A 19,030-nucleotide genomic window follows, 5' to 3' on the forward strand; every position below is an offset into this window, starting at 1 on the left:
AAAGACAACTTTACACCGTCTGTCGCACATGGCGGGGCATTTGCCTACACATTCTGCCCTATCTTCGCTTATCAGGCGTCGACCATGGCCAGCGCCTCCTCCACATCAACTGCAACAAGACGTGAGCAACCGGGCTCATGCATGGTCACCCCCATCAATTGATCGGCCATCTCCATGGCAATCTTGTTATGGGTGATGTAAATGAATTGCACGCTTTCACTCATGTCCTTGACCAAACGGGCGTAGCGCCCGACGTTGGCATCGTCCAGCGGCGCGTCGACCTCGTCGAGCATGCAGAACGGTGCGGGGTTCAACTTGAAGATGGCAAACACCAGCGCAAGAGCGGTCAGTGCCTTCTCGCCGCCGGACAGCAGATGGATGGTGCTGTTCTTCTTGCCCGGCGGGCGCGCCATGATCGTCACCCCTGTATCGAGTAGATCTTCGCCCGTCAGTTCCAGGTAAGCGCTGCCGCCACCGAAAACTTTTGGAAAAAGTGCCTGTAATCCGGCATTTATCTGATCAAAGGTATCCTTGAAGCGGTTGCGGGTTTCCTTGTCGATCTTGCGGATGACGTTTTCCAGGGTCTCCAGCGCCTCGACCAGGTCGGCGTCCTGAGCGTCCAGATAGCGCTTGCGTTCGGACTGCTGCTCGTATTCTTCGATGGCGGCCAAGTTGATCGCGCCCAGACGCTGGATACGCGCCTCCATCTGCTCCAATTCCTGTTCCGTGCCCTGCTCGCTGGCTTCGGGTTCGAGCGTGGCAAGCACGCCTTGCAGATCGTAGCCATCGGCCAGCAGTTGCTCCTGCAGGGTCTTGCGGCGCACGTCCAGGCCCTGGCACTCCAGGCGCAGCTGTTCCAACTGGCCACGCAGCAGCTGGGCCTGCTGCTCGGCCTGGGTTCGGCGCTTCTCGGCGTCGCGTAGCTCGCGGTCGGCCTCGTCCATGTGCAGCCGTGCCTGGCGCATTTCCTCGTCGACGCTCATGCGCCGCTCCAGCAACTCCTCCAGCTTCAGACGAAGCTCTTCCAGCGGGGCCTCGCCCTCCTCCAGGTTGAGGCTCAACTGTTCCTGACGCTCGCTCAGGCGCGCCGCTTGTTGCTCCAGACGCTCCAGAGCCTGGCGAGTGGAGTCGTGCTGGGCCCGCAACGAGCCAAGGCGCACGGCCAACTGATGGGCGTGATCCTTGTGCTGACGGGCTTCCTGACGAATACGGTCAAGGCCCTCGCGCAAGGTGTCGCGCCGGGCCATCAGCGCTTCGCGCTGTTCGGAGTCCTGCGCCATGACTTCAAGCGCCTCTTGCAGCACCAGGCGCGCTTCGCCCAGCTGTTCGTGCTCAAGGGCACGCTGCTCCTGCAGCTCGAGCAGCTCTTCCTGCAAACGGCTGCGGCGCAGCTCCAGCTGCTCGGCTCGGGCGCGGGCGGCTGACAGGCGCGACTTGAGCTCGCCGTGCTGACGGGTTTCTTCCTGGGTGCGGCGGCGCAGTTGCTCACGCTGTTCTTCGTGATCCAGTTGCTGCTCTCGCAGGGCCTGCAACTGCTGCTCCAGAAGCTCCAGCGCAGCCTCTTGCTCGCCCTGCTCCAAGCCCAGGCGCTCGATTTCCTGGCCACGGGCCAGCACCCCACCCTGGGCATCGCCGCCACGGCTGATACGCAAAAAGTGACGACCGACCCAGTAGCCATCGCGGCTCACCAGGCTTTGGCCTTCGCCCAGCGAGGCTCGCAGGGCCAAGGCTTGAGCGAGGTCTTCCACTGGCTTGACCTGGGCCAGCCAAGGGGCAAGATCGGTTCGGCCTTCGACTTTTTCCAGCAGGCTGCCGGCCTGGCGCGCGCCCTCCTTGCTCGCAAGCAGCAAACGCAGCTCGCCCTGCTCCAGCTGGGTGAAATCGAGTTGGGCGAAATCGTTCACCAACACCGCTTGCAGGTCGGCGCCCAGCACCGTTTCGACGGCCAGCTCCCAGCCCGGCTCGACGCGCAACCCTTCGGCCAGCCGCGGCTGCTGGTCCAGGCCTTGTTCGCTCAACCACTGCGCGGTGCCGGCCCCTGGTTCGAGGGCAGCCTGCTGCAGGGCTTCAAGCGAGGCCAGCCGCCCGCCCAGGCGTTGCAGATCACCCTGCGCCTGTTGCTGCGACTGGGTAGCCTGTTGCAATTGCTCACGCACGCTTTCCAGGCGCTCGATCACCTGTTCTTCCGCCAATTGCAGCTCTTCAAGCAGCAACTCACTGCTGGCCAACTGCTCGCCCAGCGCAAGCATGTCGGCATCCTGCGGGTCGGCGCCCAACTGGTCGCGCTCCTCGCCGAGCTTGCGCTGGCGCTCAGCCATGCGTTCCAGGCTGGCCTCCAGCTGCTGCAGGCGTGCCTGCTGCACCTCGGCCTGACGCCGCGGTTCGGCAGAGCGGGTATTGAAGCTGTCCCATTGCTCTTGCCAGCCATGCATGCCTTGCTCGGCTTCTTCCAGAACGGCGGCGGCTTCCTCGGCGGCGGCCAGGGTCAGCTCCTGTTCGGGCACCAGCATGTCCAGTTCTTCGCCCAGGGTGGCCAGCAAGGTGCGATCGTGGCCCAGGTGCGACTCTGTCTCCAGGCGTGTGCGCTCGGCTTCCTTGAAGTCGTCCTGCAACTGGCGCAGGCGTTGCTGACCGTGCTGGATACTCTGCTCGACCCGGGCGATGTCCCCGGCCACCGAGTAGAAGCGGCCTTGAACCTGATTGAAGCGCTCGGACAACTCATGGTGGCCATCACGCAAGCGCTCGATGCTGGCGTCGGCATTGCGTTGCTCGGCTACCAGCGCCTCGTGGGCCACATCCTGGTCGCCAATCACCGTCTCGCGCTGACGCACGCGCGCATCCAGGTCTCGCCAGCGCAAGGCCGACAGGCGCGCCTTGAGCTGGCGCTCCTGTGCCTTGTACTCGCGGTATTTCTCGGCGGCCTGGGCCTGGCGGTGCAAGCGCTCCAGCTGGCGCTCCAACTCTTCGCGCAGGTCGGTCAGGCGCGCCAGGTTTTCCTGGGTACGACGGATGCGGTTCTCGGTCTCGCGACGGCGCTCCTTGTACTTGGAGATGCCAGCGGCTTCCTCGATGAAGTTGCGCAGCTCCTCGGGCTTGGCCTCGATCAGCTTGGAGATCATGCCCTGTTCGATGATCGAATAGCTGCGCGGCCCCAGGCCCGTGCCCAGGAAGATATCGGTGATATCACGCCGACGGCACTTGGCGCCGTTCAGGTAATAGGTGTTCTGCCCGTCGCGGGTAACCTTGCGGCGGATGGAGATTTCGGCGTAGGCGGCGTATTCGCCCACCAAGGTGTTGTCGCTGTTGTCGAACACCAGTTCGATGCTGGCCTGGCTCACTGGCTTGCGGCTGGTGGAGCCGTTGAAGATGACATCGGTCATCGACTCGCCACGCAGGTTCTTCGCCGAGCTTTCGCCCATCACCCAGCGCACCGCATCGATGATGTTCGACTTGCCGCAGCCATTGGGGCCGACCACGGCCGCCATGTTGCTGGGGAAGTTGACCGTGGTGGGGTCGACGAACGACTTGAACCCGGCCAGGCGAATGCACTTGAGGCGCATCGGTCAGCCCTTGGCCAACGCCGCCAGCACCAGTTCGCAGCTGCGCTGGCCGTAGGCGGTGAGCACCTCGCGGATGCGCGGCAGGTCGCGGGCGACCACAGCGTCGAGCAAACGGGCGAACAGGTCCAGGTAATCGATCATGTTGGCCTTGCGCTGGTCCAGGGCCAGGTAATAGGCACGGCTCATGGCCGGCTGCAGGTTCTCGACGGTTTCCTGCAGGTAGGGGTTGTCAGCGAACGGATACGCCGCACGCATCACGGCAAAACTTTCAGCCACGAAGGCCTTGATGTCCTGCTCGCCATGGGCGTGGCGCAAACGCTGCTGGATGCCCAAAAACGGCATCAGGTCGCTGTCGGTGCGCCATTTTTGCGCAACGGCGTTGCCCAATAGAATGTAGAACTCGCTCATCAAGCTGCACAGACTGCGCACGCTGCGCTCATCCAGTTCGGTCACATGGGCGCCACGACGCGGCAGGATCGCTACCAGATGGCGACGTTCGAGGATCAGCAGCGCTTCACGCACCGAACCACGGCTGACATTCAGCGCTTGGGTAACCTTCTGCTCCTGGATGCGTTCTCCCGGCGCGAGTTCGCCGCGGATGATCCGCTCGGCCAGGTAGTCGGCGATCTGCTCGGAGAGGCTGTCCGGCGCCTTGAACGTCATGGTTTTCCTTCAAAATCATTGAACTGGGGACAAGGGCGCGATTGTAGCGCACTTGCAGACCAATCGAGCAGTGGGACCACAGGCTTTGTTGGCATCGCTGGATACCCTGAACGGCGGCCCGATCTATGCTTAGGAAAAGGACTGGTTCGGTGGAATCGGGTGGGGTGCAAATAATTTCCTGACCTTTGGGTCAGAAAAATATTGACCTGGAGGTCAGCCCTGCTTAGAGTCCGCCCGAACAACAATAAAACCATTGCGAGGCCTTCCCCGTGATCCAGTTTCTCGTCAATCAGGAGCTGCGTAGTGAGCACGCCCTGGACCCGAACATGACGGTGCTGCAATACCTGCGCGAGCACCTGGGCAAACCCGGCACCAAAGAGGGCTGCGCCAGTGGCGACTGCGGCGCCTGCACCGTGGTGGTCGGCGAACTGACCCAGGACGACGTCGGCAACGACACCCTGCGCTACCGCAGCCTCAACTCGTGCCTGACGTTCGTCTCGTCGCTGCACGGCAAGCAACTGATCAGTGTCGAAGGCCTCAAGCACCAAGGCCAGCTGCATAGCGTGCAACAGGCCATGGCCGACTGCCACGGCTCGCAGTGCGGCTTCTGCACCCCAGGCTTTGTCATGTCGCTGTTCGCCCTGCAAAAGAACAGCGAAGGCCACGACCTGCACCAGGCGCAGGAAGCCCTGGCCGGCAACCTGTGCCGCTGCACCGGCTACCGCCCGATCCTCGACGCCGCCGAACAAAGCTGCGCCAAGCCCTGCCGCGACCAGTTCGATGCCCAGCAGGCACAGACCATCAGCCGTCTTAAAGCCATTGCCCCGACCCAGACCGGCGAACTCAACAGCGGCGACAAGCGCTGCCTGGTGCCGCTGACCGTGGCCGACCTGGCCGACCTGTACAGCTCGCACCCCGAGGCCCGCCTACTGGCCGGAGGCACTGACCTGGCACTGGAAGTCACCCAGTTCCACAAGACCTTGCCGGTGATGATCTACGTCGGCCACGTCGCCGAACTCAAGCGCATCGAAAAGACCGCGGGCCACCTGGAAATCGGTGCCGCCACCCCGCTCACCGACTGCTACGGCGCGCTCAACGAGGAATACCCGGATTTCGGTGACCTGCTGCACCGTTTCGCCTCACTGCAGATTCGCAACCAGGGCACCCTGGGCGGCAACATCGGCAACGCATCGCCCATCGGCGACTCGCCGCCCTTGCTGATCGCCCTCGACGCGCAGATCGTCCTGCGTCAAGGCCAGCGCCAACGCACCCTGGCGCTGGAAGACTACTTCATCGACTACCGCATCACCGCCCGTCAGGACAGCGAGTTCATCGAGAAGATCATCGTGCCGCGCGCCAGCGCTGACTGGGCGTTCCGTGCCTATAAAGTGTCCAAGCGCCTGGACGACGACATTTCCGCCGTGTGTGGCGCCTTCAACCTGAGCATCGAGAATGGCGTGGTCAGCGGTGTGCGCATCGCCTTCGGCGGCATGGCCGCCATTCCCAAGCGTGCCCGTGCCTGCGAAGCCGCACTCCGCGGCAAGCCCTGGACCCAGGCCAGTATCGAACGCGCCTGCCAGGCGCTGACCGAAGACTTCACCCCGCTCAGCGACTTCCGCGCCAGCAAGGAGTACCGCCTGCTGACCGCGCAGAACCTGCTGCGCAAGTACTTCATCGAACAGCAATCGCCGTACATCGAAACCCGGGTGACCGCTTATGTCTAACCATCACGCCGTCAAGAGCCAGGCCGAGATGGCCGAACTGTTCAGCCAGGACCTCACCACCGGGGTTGGCCGCAGCGTCAAGCACGACAGTGCCGACAAGCACGTGTCCGGCGAAGCGGTGTACATCGATGACCGTCTGGAATTTCCCAACCAGCTGCACGTCTATGCCCGTACGTCCGACCGCGCCCATGCGCGCATCCTGCGCATCGACACCACGCCGTGCTATGCCTTCGAAGGCGTGCGCATCGCCATCACCCACGAAGACATCCCGGGCCTGAAGGACATCGGCCCGGTGGTCGCCGGTGACCCGCTGCTGGCCATCGACAAGGTCGAGTTCTTCGGCCAGCCGGTGCTCGCCGTGGCTGCCCGTGACCTTGAGACCGCACGCCGCGCAGCGATGGCCGCCATCGTCGAGTACGAGGACCTGGAGCCGGTGCTGGACGTGGTCGAAGCGTTTCGCAAGAAGCACTTCGTACTCGACAGCCACACCCATCAGCGTGGCGATTCAGTCGCCGCCCTGGCCAGCGCCCCGCATCGCCTGCAGGGCACCTTGCACATCGGCGGCCAGGAACACTTCTACCTGGAAACCCAGATTTCCTCGGTGATGCCCACCGAAGATGGCGGCATGATCGTTTACTGTTCGACGCAGAACCCCACCGAGGTCCAGAAACTGGTCGCCGAAGTGCTGGACGTGCCGATGAACAAGATCGTGCTCGACATGCGCCGCATGGGCGGCGGCTTTGGCGGCAAGGAAACCCAGGCCGCCAGCCCGGCCTGCCTGTGTGCGGTGGTCGCTCGCCTGACCGGGCAGCCGACCAAGATGCGCCTGCCGCGGGTCGAAGACATGACCATGACCGGCAAACGCCACCCGTTCTATGTCGAGTACGACGTGGGCTTCGACGATGACGGCCGCCTGCACGGCATCAATTTCGACCTGGCCGGCAACTGCGGCTATTCCCCGGACCTGTCCGGTTCGATCGTCGACCGCGCCATGTTCCACTCCGACAACGCCTACTACCTGGGCGATGCCACCGTGCACGGCCACCGCTGCAAGACCAACACCGCCTCGAACACCGCCTACCGTGGTTTCGGTGGCCCGCAGGGCATGGTCGCCATCGAGCAGGTGATGGACCACATTGCCCGCCACCTGGGCCGCGATCCGCTGGCGGTGCGCAAGGCCAACTACTACGGCAAGACCGAGCGCAACGTCACCCATTACTACCAGACGGTCGAGCACAACATGCTCGAAGAGATGACCGCGGAACTGGAAGCCAGCAGCGACTATGCCGAGCGCCGCGAGTCGATCCGTCGTTTCAACGCCAACAGCCCGATTCTCAAGAAAGGCCTGGCGCTGACGCCAGTCAAGTTCGGCATCTCGTTCACCGCCACCTTCCTCAACCAGGCCGGTGCGCTGATCCACATCTACACCGACGGCAGCATCCACCTGAACCACGGCGGTACCGAGATGGGCCAAGGCTTGAACACCAAGGTCGCCCAGGTGGTGGCCGAGGTGTTCCAGGTCGACTTCAGCCGCATTCAGATCACCGCCACCAACACTGACAAAGTGCCCAACACTTCGCCGACCGCCGCCTCCAGCGGCGCCGACCTGAACGGCAAGGCGGCGCAGAATGCCGCCGAAATTCTCAAGAAGCGCCTGACCGAGTTCGCCGCCCGGCACTACCAGGTCACCGAAGAAGACGTGGAGTTCCGCAACGGCCATGTGCGGGTGCGCGACCAGATCGTCAGCTTCGAACAGCTGGTGCAGCTGGCGTACTTCGCCCAGGTTTCGCTGTCCACCACCGGTTTCTACCGCACCCCGAAAATCTACTACGACCGCAGCCAGGCGCGTGGCCGGCCGTTCTACTACTTCGCCTTCGGCGCCGCGTGTGTGGAAGTGATCGTCGACACCCTGACCGGCGAGTACAAAATGTTGCGTGCCGACATCCTGCACGACGTCGGCGACTCGCTGAACCCGGCCATCGACATCGGCCAGGTGGAAGGCGGCTTCATCCAGGGCATGGGCTGGCTCACCACCGAGGAACTGGTGTGGAACGCCAAGGGCAAGCTGATGACCAACGGCCCGGCCAGCTACAAGATCCCGGCAGTGGCCGACATGCCGCTGGACCTGCGAGTGAAACTGGTCGAGAACCGCAAGAACCCGGAAGACACCGTGTTCCACTCCAAAGCCGTGGGCGAGCCACCGTTCATGCTCGGCATCGCTGCCTGGTGCGCGATCAAGGATGCCGTGGCCAGCATCGCCGACTACCGCGAGCAGCCGAACATCGATGCGCCGGCGACGCCGGAGCGGGTGTTGTGGGGTTGTGAGCAGATGCGCAAGGCCGTAGCTGTCGAGCAGCCCACCGCCCAGGAAATGGAAACCGTGACGCACTGACAGTGCGAAACCCTGTGGGAGTGGGTTCACCCGCGAATGCGGCGGCGAATGCATCATCGCATTCGCGGGTAAACCCGCTCCCACAGTGCCCGCGGCGCAACGTAGAGAGGTTGCATCATGCACCAATGGATCAACGCCCTCGCCGACCACCAGTCCCGCGGCGAACCCTGCGTCCTGGTGACCATCATCGAGGAACGCGGCTCCACGCCTCGTAATGCTGGCTCGAAGATGGTCGTTAGCGCCAGCGCCCTGTATGACACCATCGGCGGCGGCCACCTGGAATACAAGGCCCTGCACATCGCCCGGCAGATGCTCGAGGAGCACCGCACCACCCCGCACCTGGAGCGCTTCAGCCTTGGCGCCAGCCTCGGCCAGTGCTGCGGTGGCGTCACCGTGCTGCTGTTCGAGCCCATGGCCGCGGTGCAGGCACACATCGCGGTATTCGGTGCGGGCCATGTCGGCCGTGCTCTGGTACCCTTGCTCGCCGCACTACCCTGCAAGGTGCGTTGGATCGATTCACGCGAGCAGGAATTCCCCGAACTCATCCCCAACGGGGTGAGCAAAGTCGTCAGCGAGGAACCGGTCGACGAAGTGGCCGACCTGCCAGCAGGTTGCTACTGCATCGTCATGACCCATAACCACCAGCTCGACCTGGAACTGACCGCCGCCATTCTCAAGCGCAACGATTTCACCTGGTTCGGCCTGATCGGCTCGAAGACCAAACGGGTCAAGTTCGAGCACCGCCTGCGCGAGCGCGGCTATGACGATGCCGTCATGGCACGCATGCGCTGCCCGATGGGCCTGGCCGAGGTCAAGGGCAAGCTGCCGATCGAGATCGCCGTGTCGATTGCCGCGGAAATCATTGCCACCTACAACGCCTGCTTTGGCCAGCACGATGCTGCCGCCAACGCCGGCCCCATTGCCCAGTTGCTGCCGCCCTCTCGGCGCAGCCAAGCTATTTGACGAGTGTTTTATGACTGCAACCCGCAAAGCCTACCGTGCCGCCATCCTGCACAGCATCGCCGACCCGGCCGAGGTCGGCCTGGAGGCGTCCCACGAATACTACGAGGACGGTCTGCTGGTGATCGACGATGGCCGCATCGCCGCCCTTGGCCATGCCAGCGAGCTGCTGCCAACTCTGGACGCCGGCATCGAGGTGGTACACCACCAGGACGCCCTGATCACCCCAGGTTTCATCGACACCCATATCCATTTCCCACAGACCGGCATGATCGGCTCCTACGGCGAACAGCTGCTGGACTGGCTGAACACCTACACCTTCCCGTGCGAGAAGCAGTTTGCCGACAAGGCCCACGCCGACCAGGTGGCGAAGATCTTCCTCAAGGAACTGCTGCGCAACGGCACCACCACCGCCCTGGTGTTCGGCAGTGTGCACCCTGAGTCGGTCAACGCGCTGTTCGAAGAGGCCGAGCGCCTGGACCTGCGCCTGATCGCCGGCAAGGTGATGATGGACCGCAATGCCCCCGACTACCTGACCGATACCGCCGAATCCGGCTACACCGAGAGCAAGGCACTGATCGAGCGCTGGCATGGCAAGGGCCGCCTGCACTATGCAGTCACCCCACGTTTCGCGCCAACCAGCACCCCGGAACAGCTCACCCTGGCCGGCCAGTTGCTCAAAGAGCACCCAGGCGTGTACATGCACACGCACCTGTCCGAGAACCTCAAGGAAATCGAGTGGGTCAAGGCGCTGTTCCCGGAGCAGAAAGGCTATCTGGACGTCTACGACCACTTCGAACTGCTGGGCGAACGCTCGGTGTTCGCCCATGGTGTGCACTTGTGCGACGAGGAGTGCCAGCGCCTGTCCGAGACCGGCTCGGCGATTGCCTTCTGCCCGACCTCCAACCTGTTCCTGGGCAGCGGCCTGTTCAATTTGCCCCAGGCCGAGCGCTTCAAGGTCAACGTGGGCCTGGGTACCGACGTGGGCGCCGGCACCAGTTTCTCGCTGCTCAACACTCTCAACGAAGCCTACAAGGTGATGCAACTGCAGGGCGCCCGCCTGCACCCTTACAAGTCGCTGTACCTGGCCACCCTTGGCGGCGCCCGCGCACTGCGCCTGGACGACCGCATCGGCAGCCTGCGCCCAGGCAATGATGCCGACTTCGTGGTGCTCGACTACAAGGCCACGCCGCTGCTGGACTACCGCATTCAGCAGTCCAACAGCATCGAGGAAACCCTGTTCGTGCTTACCACTCTGGGTGACGACCGCACCGTGCGCGAAACCTATGCCGCCGGGCGCTGCGTACACCAACGCTAAGACGCGCTAGAAATCGGCCAGGCGCATAACCGCGACCTGGCCGTTGTGGCGCCCAGCCCCCAACCGCAAGGTCACCACCAGCCGCACCAGCCGGCTCTGCTCGATAGCCTGCTGCAGCGACTGTGCAGCTTGCTCCCCCAACTGCGCCTGCCACCGCGTGAGCCACACCTGCGACAAAACGGCCGTGCCCTGCTCGAACGCCACTTCGACCACAGCGTCCTCCCTCACACTTAGGTGCGCAATGTACACCCTGCCCGTCGAGGGCTGGTTGTACTGGATGATGCTACCGACACGGTGCTGGCGCACCAGGCCGTAGCGCCTGAGGATATCGTCCACCACGGTGGTGGCATGCTGACGCATGCGCCGACCACTCACCGCGCCCAGCAGATCCTGCACGCCTTGCTCCACCGCTCGCAGATAGTAAATCCATGGGCTGGCAGTCGGCACATTAACTGCCAGAGGCAGGCTCCAGCTTCGCCCGCTGTCCAGGCCCAACGGGCGCTGTGGCGTGAGCAGCAGCAACGGGTCCGCCAGATCGCCGGCCGCCCGCGTATCACCCAACCAGTTACCCAGTACTCGCTCCAGATGCAGCAGACGAGCATGCTCAGTCCCCTGGAAACCTTCGAACACCGAGCGGGCCACGTTTTACGCACTTTGCTGCGTCAAACCAGGCCTGGCCCGTGTTACCTGGCGGTCCAGATTCAACATGAACAACGCACGTCGCACCGACCAGCCTTGTTGGCTACGCACGACCAGCCAAGGCTGTTCGCCATAGCTTTGCCGAATACAACGTTCCAGGTCATCGAAACTCAAGGGAGCCGCTAACCGCTGAGAACGGGTGAGCAGAATGTTGCTGGTGCCTTCGACGGGGAAGATCGGCACCCAGCGCCGTTCGATGCTCACGCCATGGGCCAGCGTATCGCCTGCCCTGCCGTACAACCCCGAATGAGGCACCAACTCCTGATCCGTCGCCAGCAGGTCACGGGCACTCTGCCGCCAGCTGCGCCCCGGCGGCACAACCTGATCATTGCCAAGGCTCAGGCGTATGCGTTGCCACACCAGCTCAGTGGTATTCGGACCATCCAGGTGCAGCCCTCCCACTATCGGGTGCAGCAAGCCTTGTTGACGCGCTGAGCGCATCGCTGAAGCCGCGCGGAGATTGACCCGCGACAGCAGTTCGTCAAGCCAGACGTCACCAAGCTGCACCATGCCATTGCGGCCCATCAGGGACATTTGCCCCATGTGCTGGTGCTGCAACAGCACATATACATGACGCTGCCCTGGGCGCAGGAAAATCGCGACGTACCGGCCATGGTGCGCGCCCTGCTCGATGACCAGATAGCCCCGAGCAGTGAGCAAGCGGGTCATGCTTTCCTGGAACGGCTGCATGGCTTCAAGGCCGATGGCATTGCGCAGCGCGAAGGCCTCGGTATCGGCAAGGGACCACCGCCATTCGTTGTAATGGCCTATGTTGATTTGCTGGTCCATATTGAATGCCAATGCGCGAACGACCCGCTCATTGACCACCTGCAACGGCTCGGACCCAACGTCATCGATCCAGCGCTCCAGCTCCTGAAGGCTTATCGAACTCCAGCCACTGCGGCGCAAGGCATTTTGGTACAGTGCCTCGCCCATTGCTGACCGTGCATGAGGGTTCATCTGGGGATAACGCCTCGCCAGACGGGCACTGAAGGTTTCGGTGAAGCCACCCAGTACCTGAGGTGCAGTAACAGTATCGGCACCCAGCTCCACACGTACGGGACCACGCCCCTGTTCGATCAGAGCATCCAGATCGCGCAGCCGCGCCGGAGGCGTTCCCGGTTGCGCGATGAAGCGCACTCGGCTCGATGCCGAGCCATTGAGGATCGGATAGTAATTGCCTTCGATCCGCACACCCGGCACGGGTATGGCAGAAGCGTTGCCGATTCGTACCCGCACTTCTCCTCCGTAACTGCCTGAGCTGTTGACGATATCGTCGGTACCGATATTCCAACGCAGCCGCTGCCACGGCTGGGCAGCTACAGCACCCGTGCCCGAAGCGCCACCCGAGCCACCCGCCCCAGTGCGATAGGCTCGTGACCAGTCAGGTGGTGCACCATCGGCCAAGTAGGAAATAGCGAACTCGGCCTCCTGCTGGCTGCCTCGAAAGTCATACTCGGCAAGTACTCGTCGACCTCGGGCTAACGCCCTCTCTCTACTCACACCCGCAAAACCTGGATGACGGCTGCTCGGCCCCCAGTGTTTGAACAAGGCTTCGGCTTCACTCAGCTTGCCGCCCCCTCCCCGCAATCCGACCTGGGCATGCAGCACCCAGCGCCCGCCATCCAGCCGCACCGGCGCCTCGTAACGACGAGTAGCGGTCGCCTTCAAGCGCAAGGTACTCTCGCCCGCTCGACGATAAACGGCATACACACGCCCGTCTTGGCGGATGTATTGCTGTCCATCGAGCGTCCAGATGCCTTCGTTCTGCCCTTCAAGCCGGCTCGCGCCACGTAGCTTCAGGTGTGCCTCGTAACCGGCCAGCGGGCGACTGACGTGCAACTGACGGATACGCAGGCGCGCCGCGCGGCGCAGACTCCACAGCCCCCCTGCGACAGGTACGGCTGTCAGCAGAATGTCGATCACCCCGCCGGCCACACCGATGGCTCCCCAACCCAAGGCCTCGGCATCCTTGGCTCGCCATGCCTGGCCGATCGCCTGCGCACTGTGTTCGATATCCTGCAAGGCGATGGCCACATTGATACCAGGCACCAGCGCCAACCCGGCCCTGAGGTAACCCACATGACGCTCATGCGCGCTTCGGTCGCCATCGATGCGGATGCCCACCTGGCTACGCCCCTGCTGCCGGGCCTGGTCGATCAACCGGGCGCAGCGCTCTTTGAGTTGCAGGCTTACCAGGTGGTCAATCGCTTCAGGCGCTCGGAGGTAGCCTGCATAACCCTTGGTCGCAGCCTGGCGGAAGTAGCTCAACAACCTGGCCGGCTCGTTGGAGCAACGTCGTGCAATGTATTCGGCCATATCGGTACGCGTACGAATGGCCAGGCGCAGGTAGTCAAGCGCTTGCTCAAGGCTTTCGCGTTCGATCAAGGTATTGCCCTTCGGCGCACCGGGAAGGTACAACACCGTCAGCCCGGTAGCGATGTCAACCAGGGCACCGGCCCCCTTGGCCTCCTTTCCCTGCTCTTGCCCGCTGTGGATCGTCAACCAGTGCAACCGCATGCCAGCCCGCACCAGTTCGTCGTGGCTCAGCGCATCCGCAGCCTCCATCACCATGCGTGACGCTTGTACGCTCAGGTCACGCCGCCAGCGCGTTGACGAAGCCAACAGTTTCAGCTCAAGCACATAGGGGCGGCGCAGGCGCTGAACATCCTTGGACTGTTCGGGTGCAAACGCAGCGAACACCGCCTGTTCGAAGTGCTTGAGCGGGTCGAGCTTGACCAAGGTGCGGGAAAGATAGCTGGCGGAGATACCCGCGACTTTCCACTGGGCCATCTCCAGGCGTTGTTTCTCGGAATCATCGCTGGCGTCGAAACCCTCGCATGCCAGCTGTGCGACAGTTACGTCCTCCCATTCGTCGCTCGCCACCCAGGAAAAGGCAGGCCCTGGCGACTCCAGAGGCTCCGCCGAAAAGCCAAAATCGCCACCCGGCGATGGTTCCAGCCCCGTGCCAGGTGCCAACCAGTAGTGGTTGACACTCACAGGCCGGTGCAGCAGTACCGTGTCAGAGCCCAGTTCGATGCCAAGGTCGCTTTTCACCTGGGCGCACAAGCGTTCGCCAGCGAAAGTCGCAAATGGCTGTACTTGTTCTTCCAGCCAGCCCTCCAGATCGATGGCCGATTGCTGATAGCCGCTCAATTGAGCGGCGTAAGCGTGTCGCTCGGCATCGCTACGATTCAACAGCCAGTCCGGCATGTGCTGAGCCAGCGTGTCGGCCGCCCAAAGGCGCTCGACCACCATCACGGCGGACTGCCGACAGGTGTCGGCCGGAATGGACAGCGCCGCACGAGCCAGGTCCTGACGGCGCTCGGCATCCTGCTCGGCCGACAACGGCTCAGGCTCAGCGTGAGTTTCCTGCTCTGCCATCAGCTGACCGTTCCAGTGATCCAGCAGAGACTTCACCATGCCCGTCAAACCGTCCGACGCCGGAGCCAGCTGAACCTTGGCATCGACGTCCGCCAATTGGCCGAAGGCAGGCAAGTGCGCCACAGACAACGTAAGCTCCAAGCGCTCACAGAGCATTGCTTGGTCATGCAGACAAACCAAGCCGCCTCCGTCTCCGTGCACCCATGCTGCCATGGGGGTGTGTTGCAGCCCGGCTCGCCAGGCGCTCGACTGCACCACAACCCACACACCAGGCAATACCTGCTCTCCTGCTCTGGCTTCAAGCCATTGCACAGATTGGTCGGCTGCGGGGGCGAACAATTGGGTGTGGTCCTGTTGTGACAGTTGCCCCTCCAGAACCTGCAAGCTGGCCTCAGCACTCATCGCTTCGCCGATGGCAGTTTCAAGCTGGCCAAGTACGCCTTCCCATGGCCCCGGCTGGGCGGCCAGAGCTTCTTGAATGCTCTGCTGCGCTGCCTGGCGGCGGGTTCGCAGCGCCAGCCAGGGCGCCAAAACCTGCTCAGTGGGTGCTGCATCACCAAAGCTCTTCAGCAATCGTTGAAGGTGTTGCTCCCGGCGGACTTCGCGCAGGCGCTCGGGGTAGCTATCGGGCAAGCTCCCCAACAGCAGCAGGTCTTGATAGACCCGCGCCTGGACTTCAAGAGCAGTATCCAACGCGCTGCGCCATAGAGAGTCGGCCGATTCGATGTGCTCTGCATGCTCAGCCAACCCAGGAGGCAGAAGCTGCTGCCACTGCGCATCCTCGGCCAACTTTGCCCGTAACGCATTGGAGGCCTGGTTCAGCCAGTCGACAGGGGCATCCGCATCGGCAAGGCCCGCACTCAAACAGCGCCTGGCACACGCCAGGTCCTCATCGTCGATGCTCGAGACTTCTGTGGGCTCTGGGGTAATTGCGTCAAACAACTCGTCCGGTAACGTCATGAAGGTGGCTCCTGAAAAAGAGCCACCAGTCTGCGGACGAGGTCAGCAAATAAAGCGGTACATCTTTGTTGGCTGGCACCTAGATGGCTTACGGCTCACGTGCCAGGCCGCGATACAGCGCACCGCCAATCGCAGCACCGATCAGCGGCGCCAGCCAGAACAGCCAAAGCTGCTGCAAGGCCCAACCGCCGACGAACAATGCCGGCCCGGTGCTGCGCGCCGGGTTGACCGAGGTGTTGGTCACGGGAATCGAGATCAGGTGGATCAGCGTCAGCGCCAGGCCGATGGCGATCGGTGCAAAGCCAGCGGGTGCACGGGCATCCGTGGCGCCCATGATGATCACCAGGAACATCGCCGTCATCACCACTTCACTGACGAACCCCGCTGCCAGCGAGTATCCACCCGGCGAGTGGTCGGCATAACCGTTCGAGGCCAACCCCGACGAAAGCTCGAAGCCGGCCTTGCCGCTGGCAATGAAGTAGATCACCGCCGCCGCGAGGATGGCGCCGATCACCTGGGCGATCACGTAGGGCAGCAGTTCCTTGGCCGGAAAACGCCCGCCCACCACCAAGCCGAATGAAACTGCAGGGTTCAGGTGGCAGCCAGAGATGTGACCGATGGCGAATGCCATGGTCAAGACGGTGAGACCGAACGCGAAAGCGACACCCAGAACGCCGATGCCGATGGGGGAACTGGCCGCCAGCACTGCGCTGCCGCAGCCACCCAACACCAACCAGAAGGTGCCGACCAGTTCGGCCCCCATACGTTTACCGAGGGACATGCTCATGAATCCTTTCCTCAAGTAGTTGAACGCAATGAATGCGCAAGCCCAACTGCTTGATGAAGGTTTGCAGGAGTGAATCTAGCAGAGCTTTGGCCAATGGCCAGTCACGCGCGGGGCCGCTTCAAGGCCCCGGCAAACGATCAACCCTTGGCCGAGACCTTGGGCTTCTTCAACAGATGCGAGAACACCGCGTGCAGATCATCCGAAGCGCTCTCCTCGTCGAGGTTGAGCTTGCTGTCGATATGGTCCATGTGGTGCATCATCAGGCTCACCGCCTGCTCCGCGTCACGGGCCTCGATGGCGTCGATCAGTTGCATGTGCTCGTCATAGGAGCAATGCGAGCGGTTGCCGCTTTCATACTGGGCGATGATCAACGAAGTCTGCGACACCAGGCTGCGCTGGAAGCTGACCAGCGGCGCGTTGCCTGCCGCCTCGGCCAACTTGAGGTGGAACTCGCCCGACAGGCGAATACCGGCACCCCGGTCACCGCGGGAGAAACTGTCGCGCTCTTCGCGCACCATCTGGCGCAACTCGTTGAGCTGTTCGAGGGTGGCGTGTTGGACGGCCAGCTCGGTAATGGCGCGCTCGACCATGCGCCGCGAGAAGAACACCTGACGCGCCTCTTCCACCGTCGGGCTGGCAACTACCGCCCCACGATTGGGCCGCAACAGCACCACGCTTTCATGGGCCAGGCGCGACAGCGCGCGGCGAATGATGGTGCGGCTGACGCCGAAGATCTCGCCCAGCGCTTCCTCGCTCAACTTGGTGCCCGGAGCCAGACGCTGCTCGAGGATCGCCTCGAAAATGTGCGCGTAGACGATGTCGTCCTGGGTACCGCTGCGGCCGGCCTTGCCAGCGCGTGCAGGTTTCTTCAGAGGTTGGAGCTGTTCGTTCATGGGCTCTCGAGGCACGAAGGAAAGTATGGCGCCATTGTACACAGGCTGAGCCGTTTCTGCAGGTGGCCTTTTAGCCATATAGCCATTGCACACCGGTTTTCGCACACAAAAGATAAAACATTATTTGCATTCTTTGTACACAAAAGCATAATCCAGCGAGCAACATCTTGACCCATGAGTCAACAAAATGGTCAGACGTCTGCCTTCCCTCTCGGAGCCGCCAAGTGCTTTGCGCAGGATAATGGCTCTACAACAACAAGAAAGACTTGAGGAGTACTCGCTGTGGAACGCCACAAATCCGAAGCCCCTACGCTGGATCTCGCCCCACCGCTCGAAACGGGCTGGCTGGAGCGGATTTTCAAACTCAAGCAACATGGCAGCACCGTCAGAACCGAACTGATCGCCGGGGTGACCACCTTCATCACCATGGCCTACATCATCTTCGTCAACCCCAACATCATGGCCGACGCCGGCATCGACCATGGTGCCGCCTTCGTCGCCACCTGCATCGCCGCCGCCCTGGGCTGCCTGTTGATGGGCCTGTACGCCAACTGGCCGGTGGGCCTGGCACCGGGCATGGGCCTGAATGCCTTCTTTACCTACACCGTGGTCGGCACCATGGGCTACAACTGGGAAACCGCGCTCGGGGCGGTGTTCGTCTCGGGGGTGCTGTTCATGTTCCTGACCTTGTCGAAGGTTCGCGAGTGGCTGCTCAACAGCATCCCGGTGAGCCTGCGACATGCCATGGGTGCCGGCGTCGGACTGTTTCTCGGACTGATCGGCCTCAAGACCGCAGGCATCATCGTCGACAGCCCGGCCACGCTGATCAAGCTCGGCTCGCTGCATGAGCCTGGCCCGTTGCTGGCGGCCCTGTGCTTCCTGCTGATCGCAATCCTCAGCTACAAACGCGTGTTCGGTGCGATTCTGATCAGCATCATCGGTGTCACCCTGGCCGGCTGGGGCCTGGGGCTGGTGAAGTTCGGCGGCGTGATGTCGATGCCACCGAGCCTGGCACCGACCTGGATGGCCATGGATGTGGCGGGCGTGTTCAACGTCAGCATGATCAGCGTGGTGCTGGCGTTTCTGTTCGTGCACATGTTCGACACCGCCGGCACCTTGATGGGCGTGGCGCAGCGGGCCAACCTGGTGGCGCCTGACGGACGCATCGAAAACCTGTCGCGCGCGCTCAAGGCAGACAGTGCCTCCAGCGTGTTCGGTGCCGTGGTCGGCGTGCCGCCAGTGACCAGCTATGTGGAAAGTGCTGCAGGCGTCGCGGCGGGTGGCCGTACCGGCCTGACGGCGGTGGTGGTCGGCATCCTGTTCGTCGCTGCAATGTTCTTTGCACCGCTGGCCGGCATGATTCCGGCCTATGCCACTGCTGGCGCGCTTATCTATGTGGCGATGCTGATGATGGGCAGCATGGCGCACATTCATTGGGACGAAGCCACCGACAGCATTCCGGCGATCGTCACGGTGATCATGATGCCGCTGACCTTCTCCGTCGCCGATGGTATTGCCCTGGGCTTTATCAGCTATGTGGCGTTGAAGGCGGGTACTGGCAAGTACAAGGAGATCTCGGCCAGCCTGTGGGTGCTGTGTGCGATTTTCATCGCGAAGTTTGTGTTCCTATAAAGCCTAAGCAACCACTGCGGACATGTGACCTGATAATTTTGTCAGGTCACATGAGGGC

11 protein-coding genes are annotated in these 19,030 nt (G+C 62.8%); 5 read left to right on the forward strand and 6 right to left on the reverse strand.

Annotation, left to right across the window (positions count from 1 at the left end):
- Window positions 1-71 precede the first annotated feature (71 nt).
- Both smc and PspTeo4_RS13820 read right to left on the reverse strand, forming a co-directional pair.
- Entirely contained in the window at window positions 72-3,560 is a 3,489-nt protein-coding gene (smc, locus tag PspTeo4_RS13815; RefSeq protein WP_322364361.1) for a chromosome segregation protein SMC, read from the reverse strand.
- A 3-nt stretch (window positions 3,561-3,563) separates the two neighbouring features.
- On the reverse strand, window positions 3,564-4,223 hold the full coding sequence (locus tag PspTeo4_RS13820) for a GntR family transcriptional regulator (RefSeq protein ID WP_322364362.1): 660 nt from the start codon (window positions 4,221-4,223) through the stop codon (window positions 3,564-3,566).
- 269 nt (window positions 4,224-4,492) lie between these two features.
- Between PspTeo4_RS13820 and xdhA the strand changes: the two genes are divergently transcribed.
- The 4 genes from xdhA (at window position 4,493) to guaD (ending at window position 10,617) form a co-directional block, all read left to right on the forward strand.
- Window positions 4,493-5,947, forward strand: coding sequence for a xanthine dehydrogenase small subunit (gene xdhA / locus PspTeo4_RS13825; RefSeq protein WP_322364363.1), 1,455 nt, complete (start codon window positions 4,493-4,495; stop codon window positions 5,945-5,947).
- Window positions 5,940-8,339, forward strand: coding sequence for a xanthine dehydrogenase molybdopterin binding subunit (xdhB, locus tag PspTeo4_RS13830; protein WP_322364364.1), 2,400 nt, complete (start codon window positions 5,940-5,942; stop codon window positions 8,337-8,339). Before xdhA ends, xdhB begins: the two co-directional genes overlap by 8 nt.
- A 117-nt stretch (window positions 8,340-8,456) precedes the next feature.
- Window positions 8,457-9,302: a xanthine dehydrogenase accessory protein XdhC gene (gene xdhC, locus PspTeo4_RS13835; RefSeq protein ID WP_322364365.1), complete on the forward strand. Its 846-nt coding sequence runs from the start codon at window positions 8,457-8,459 to the stop codon at window positions 9,300-9,302.
- A 10-nt stretch (window positions 9,303-9,312) separates the two neighbouring features.
- On the forward strand, window positions 9,313-10,617 hold the full coding sequence (guaD, locus tag PspTeo4_RS13840) for a guanine deaminase (RefSeq protein ID WP_322364366.1): 1,305 nt from the start codon (window positions 9,313-9,315) through the stop codon (window positions 10,615-10,617).
- A 6-nt stretch (window positions 10,618-10,623) separates the two neighbouring features.
- On the opposite strand, the gene PspTeo4_RS13845 is transcribed toward guaD, so the two are convergent.
- The 4 genes from PspTeo4_RS13845 to PspTeo4_RS13860 form a co-directional block, all read right to left on the reverse strand.
- Entirely contained in the window at window positions 10,624-11,259 is a 636-nt protein-coding gene (locus PspTeo4_RS13845) for a hypothetical protein (RefSeq protein WP_322364367.1), read from the reverse strand.
- 3 nt (window positions 11,260-11,262) lie between these two features.
- Complete coding sequence (locus PspTeo4_RS13850; protein WP_322364368.1) at window positions 11,263-15,660, reverse strand: hypothetical protein; 4,398 nt, start codon at window positions 15,658-15,660, stop codon at window positions 11,263-11,265.
- Window positions 15,661-15,748: 88 nt separating this feature from the next.
- Entirely contained in the window at window positions 15,749-16,447 is a 699-nt protein-coding gene (gene aqpZ / locus PspTeo4_RS13855; RefSeq protein ID WP_322364369.1) for an aquaporin Z, read from the reverse strand.
- A 137-nt stretch (window positions 16,448-16,584) separates the two neighbouring features.
- Window positions 16,585-17,340: a GntR family transcriptional regulator gene (locus tag PspTeo4_RS13860; protein ID WP_085625463.1), complete on the reverse strand. Its 756-nt coding sequence runs from the start codon at window positions 17,338-17,340 to the stop codon at window positions 16,585-16,587.
- Window positions 17,341-17,622: 282 nt separating this feature from the next.
- Between PspTeo4_RS13860 and PspTeo4_RS13865 the strand changes: the two genes are divergently transcribed.
- The gene (locus PspTeo4_RS13865; protein WP_322364370.1) at window positions 17,623-18,972 is read left to right on the forward strand and encodes an NCS2 family permease; all 1,350 of its coding nucleotides are present in this window, start codon (window positions 17,623-17,625) and stop codon (window positions 18,970-18,972) included.
- The last annotated feature ends 58 nt before the right edge of the window (window positions 18,973-19,030 follow it).

The organism is Pseudomonas sp. Teo4 (assembly GCF_034387475.1).
Classification (GTDB): domain Bacteria; phylum Pseudomonadota; class Gammaproteobacteria; order Pseudomonadales; family Pseudomonadaceae; genus Aquipseudomonas.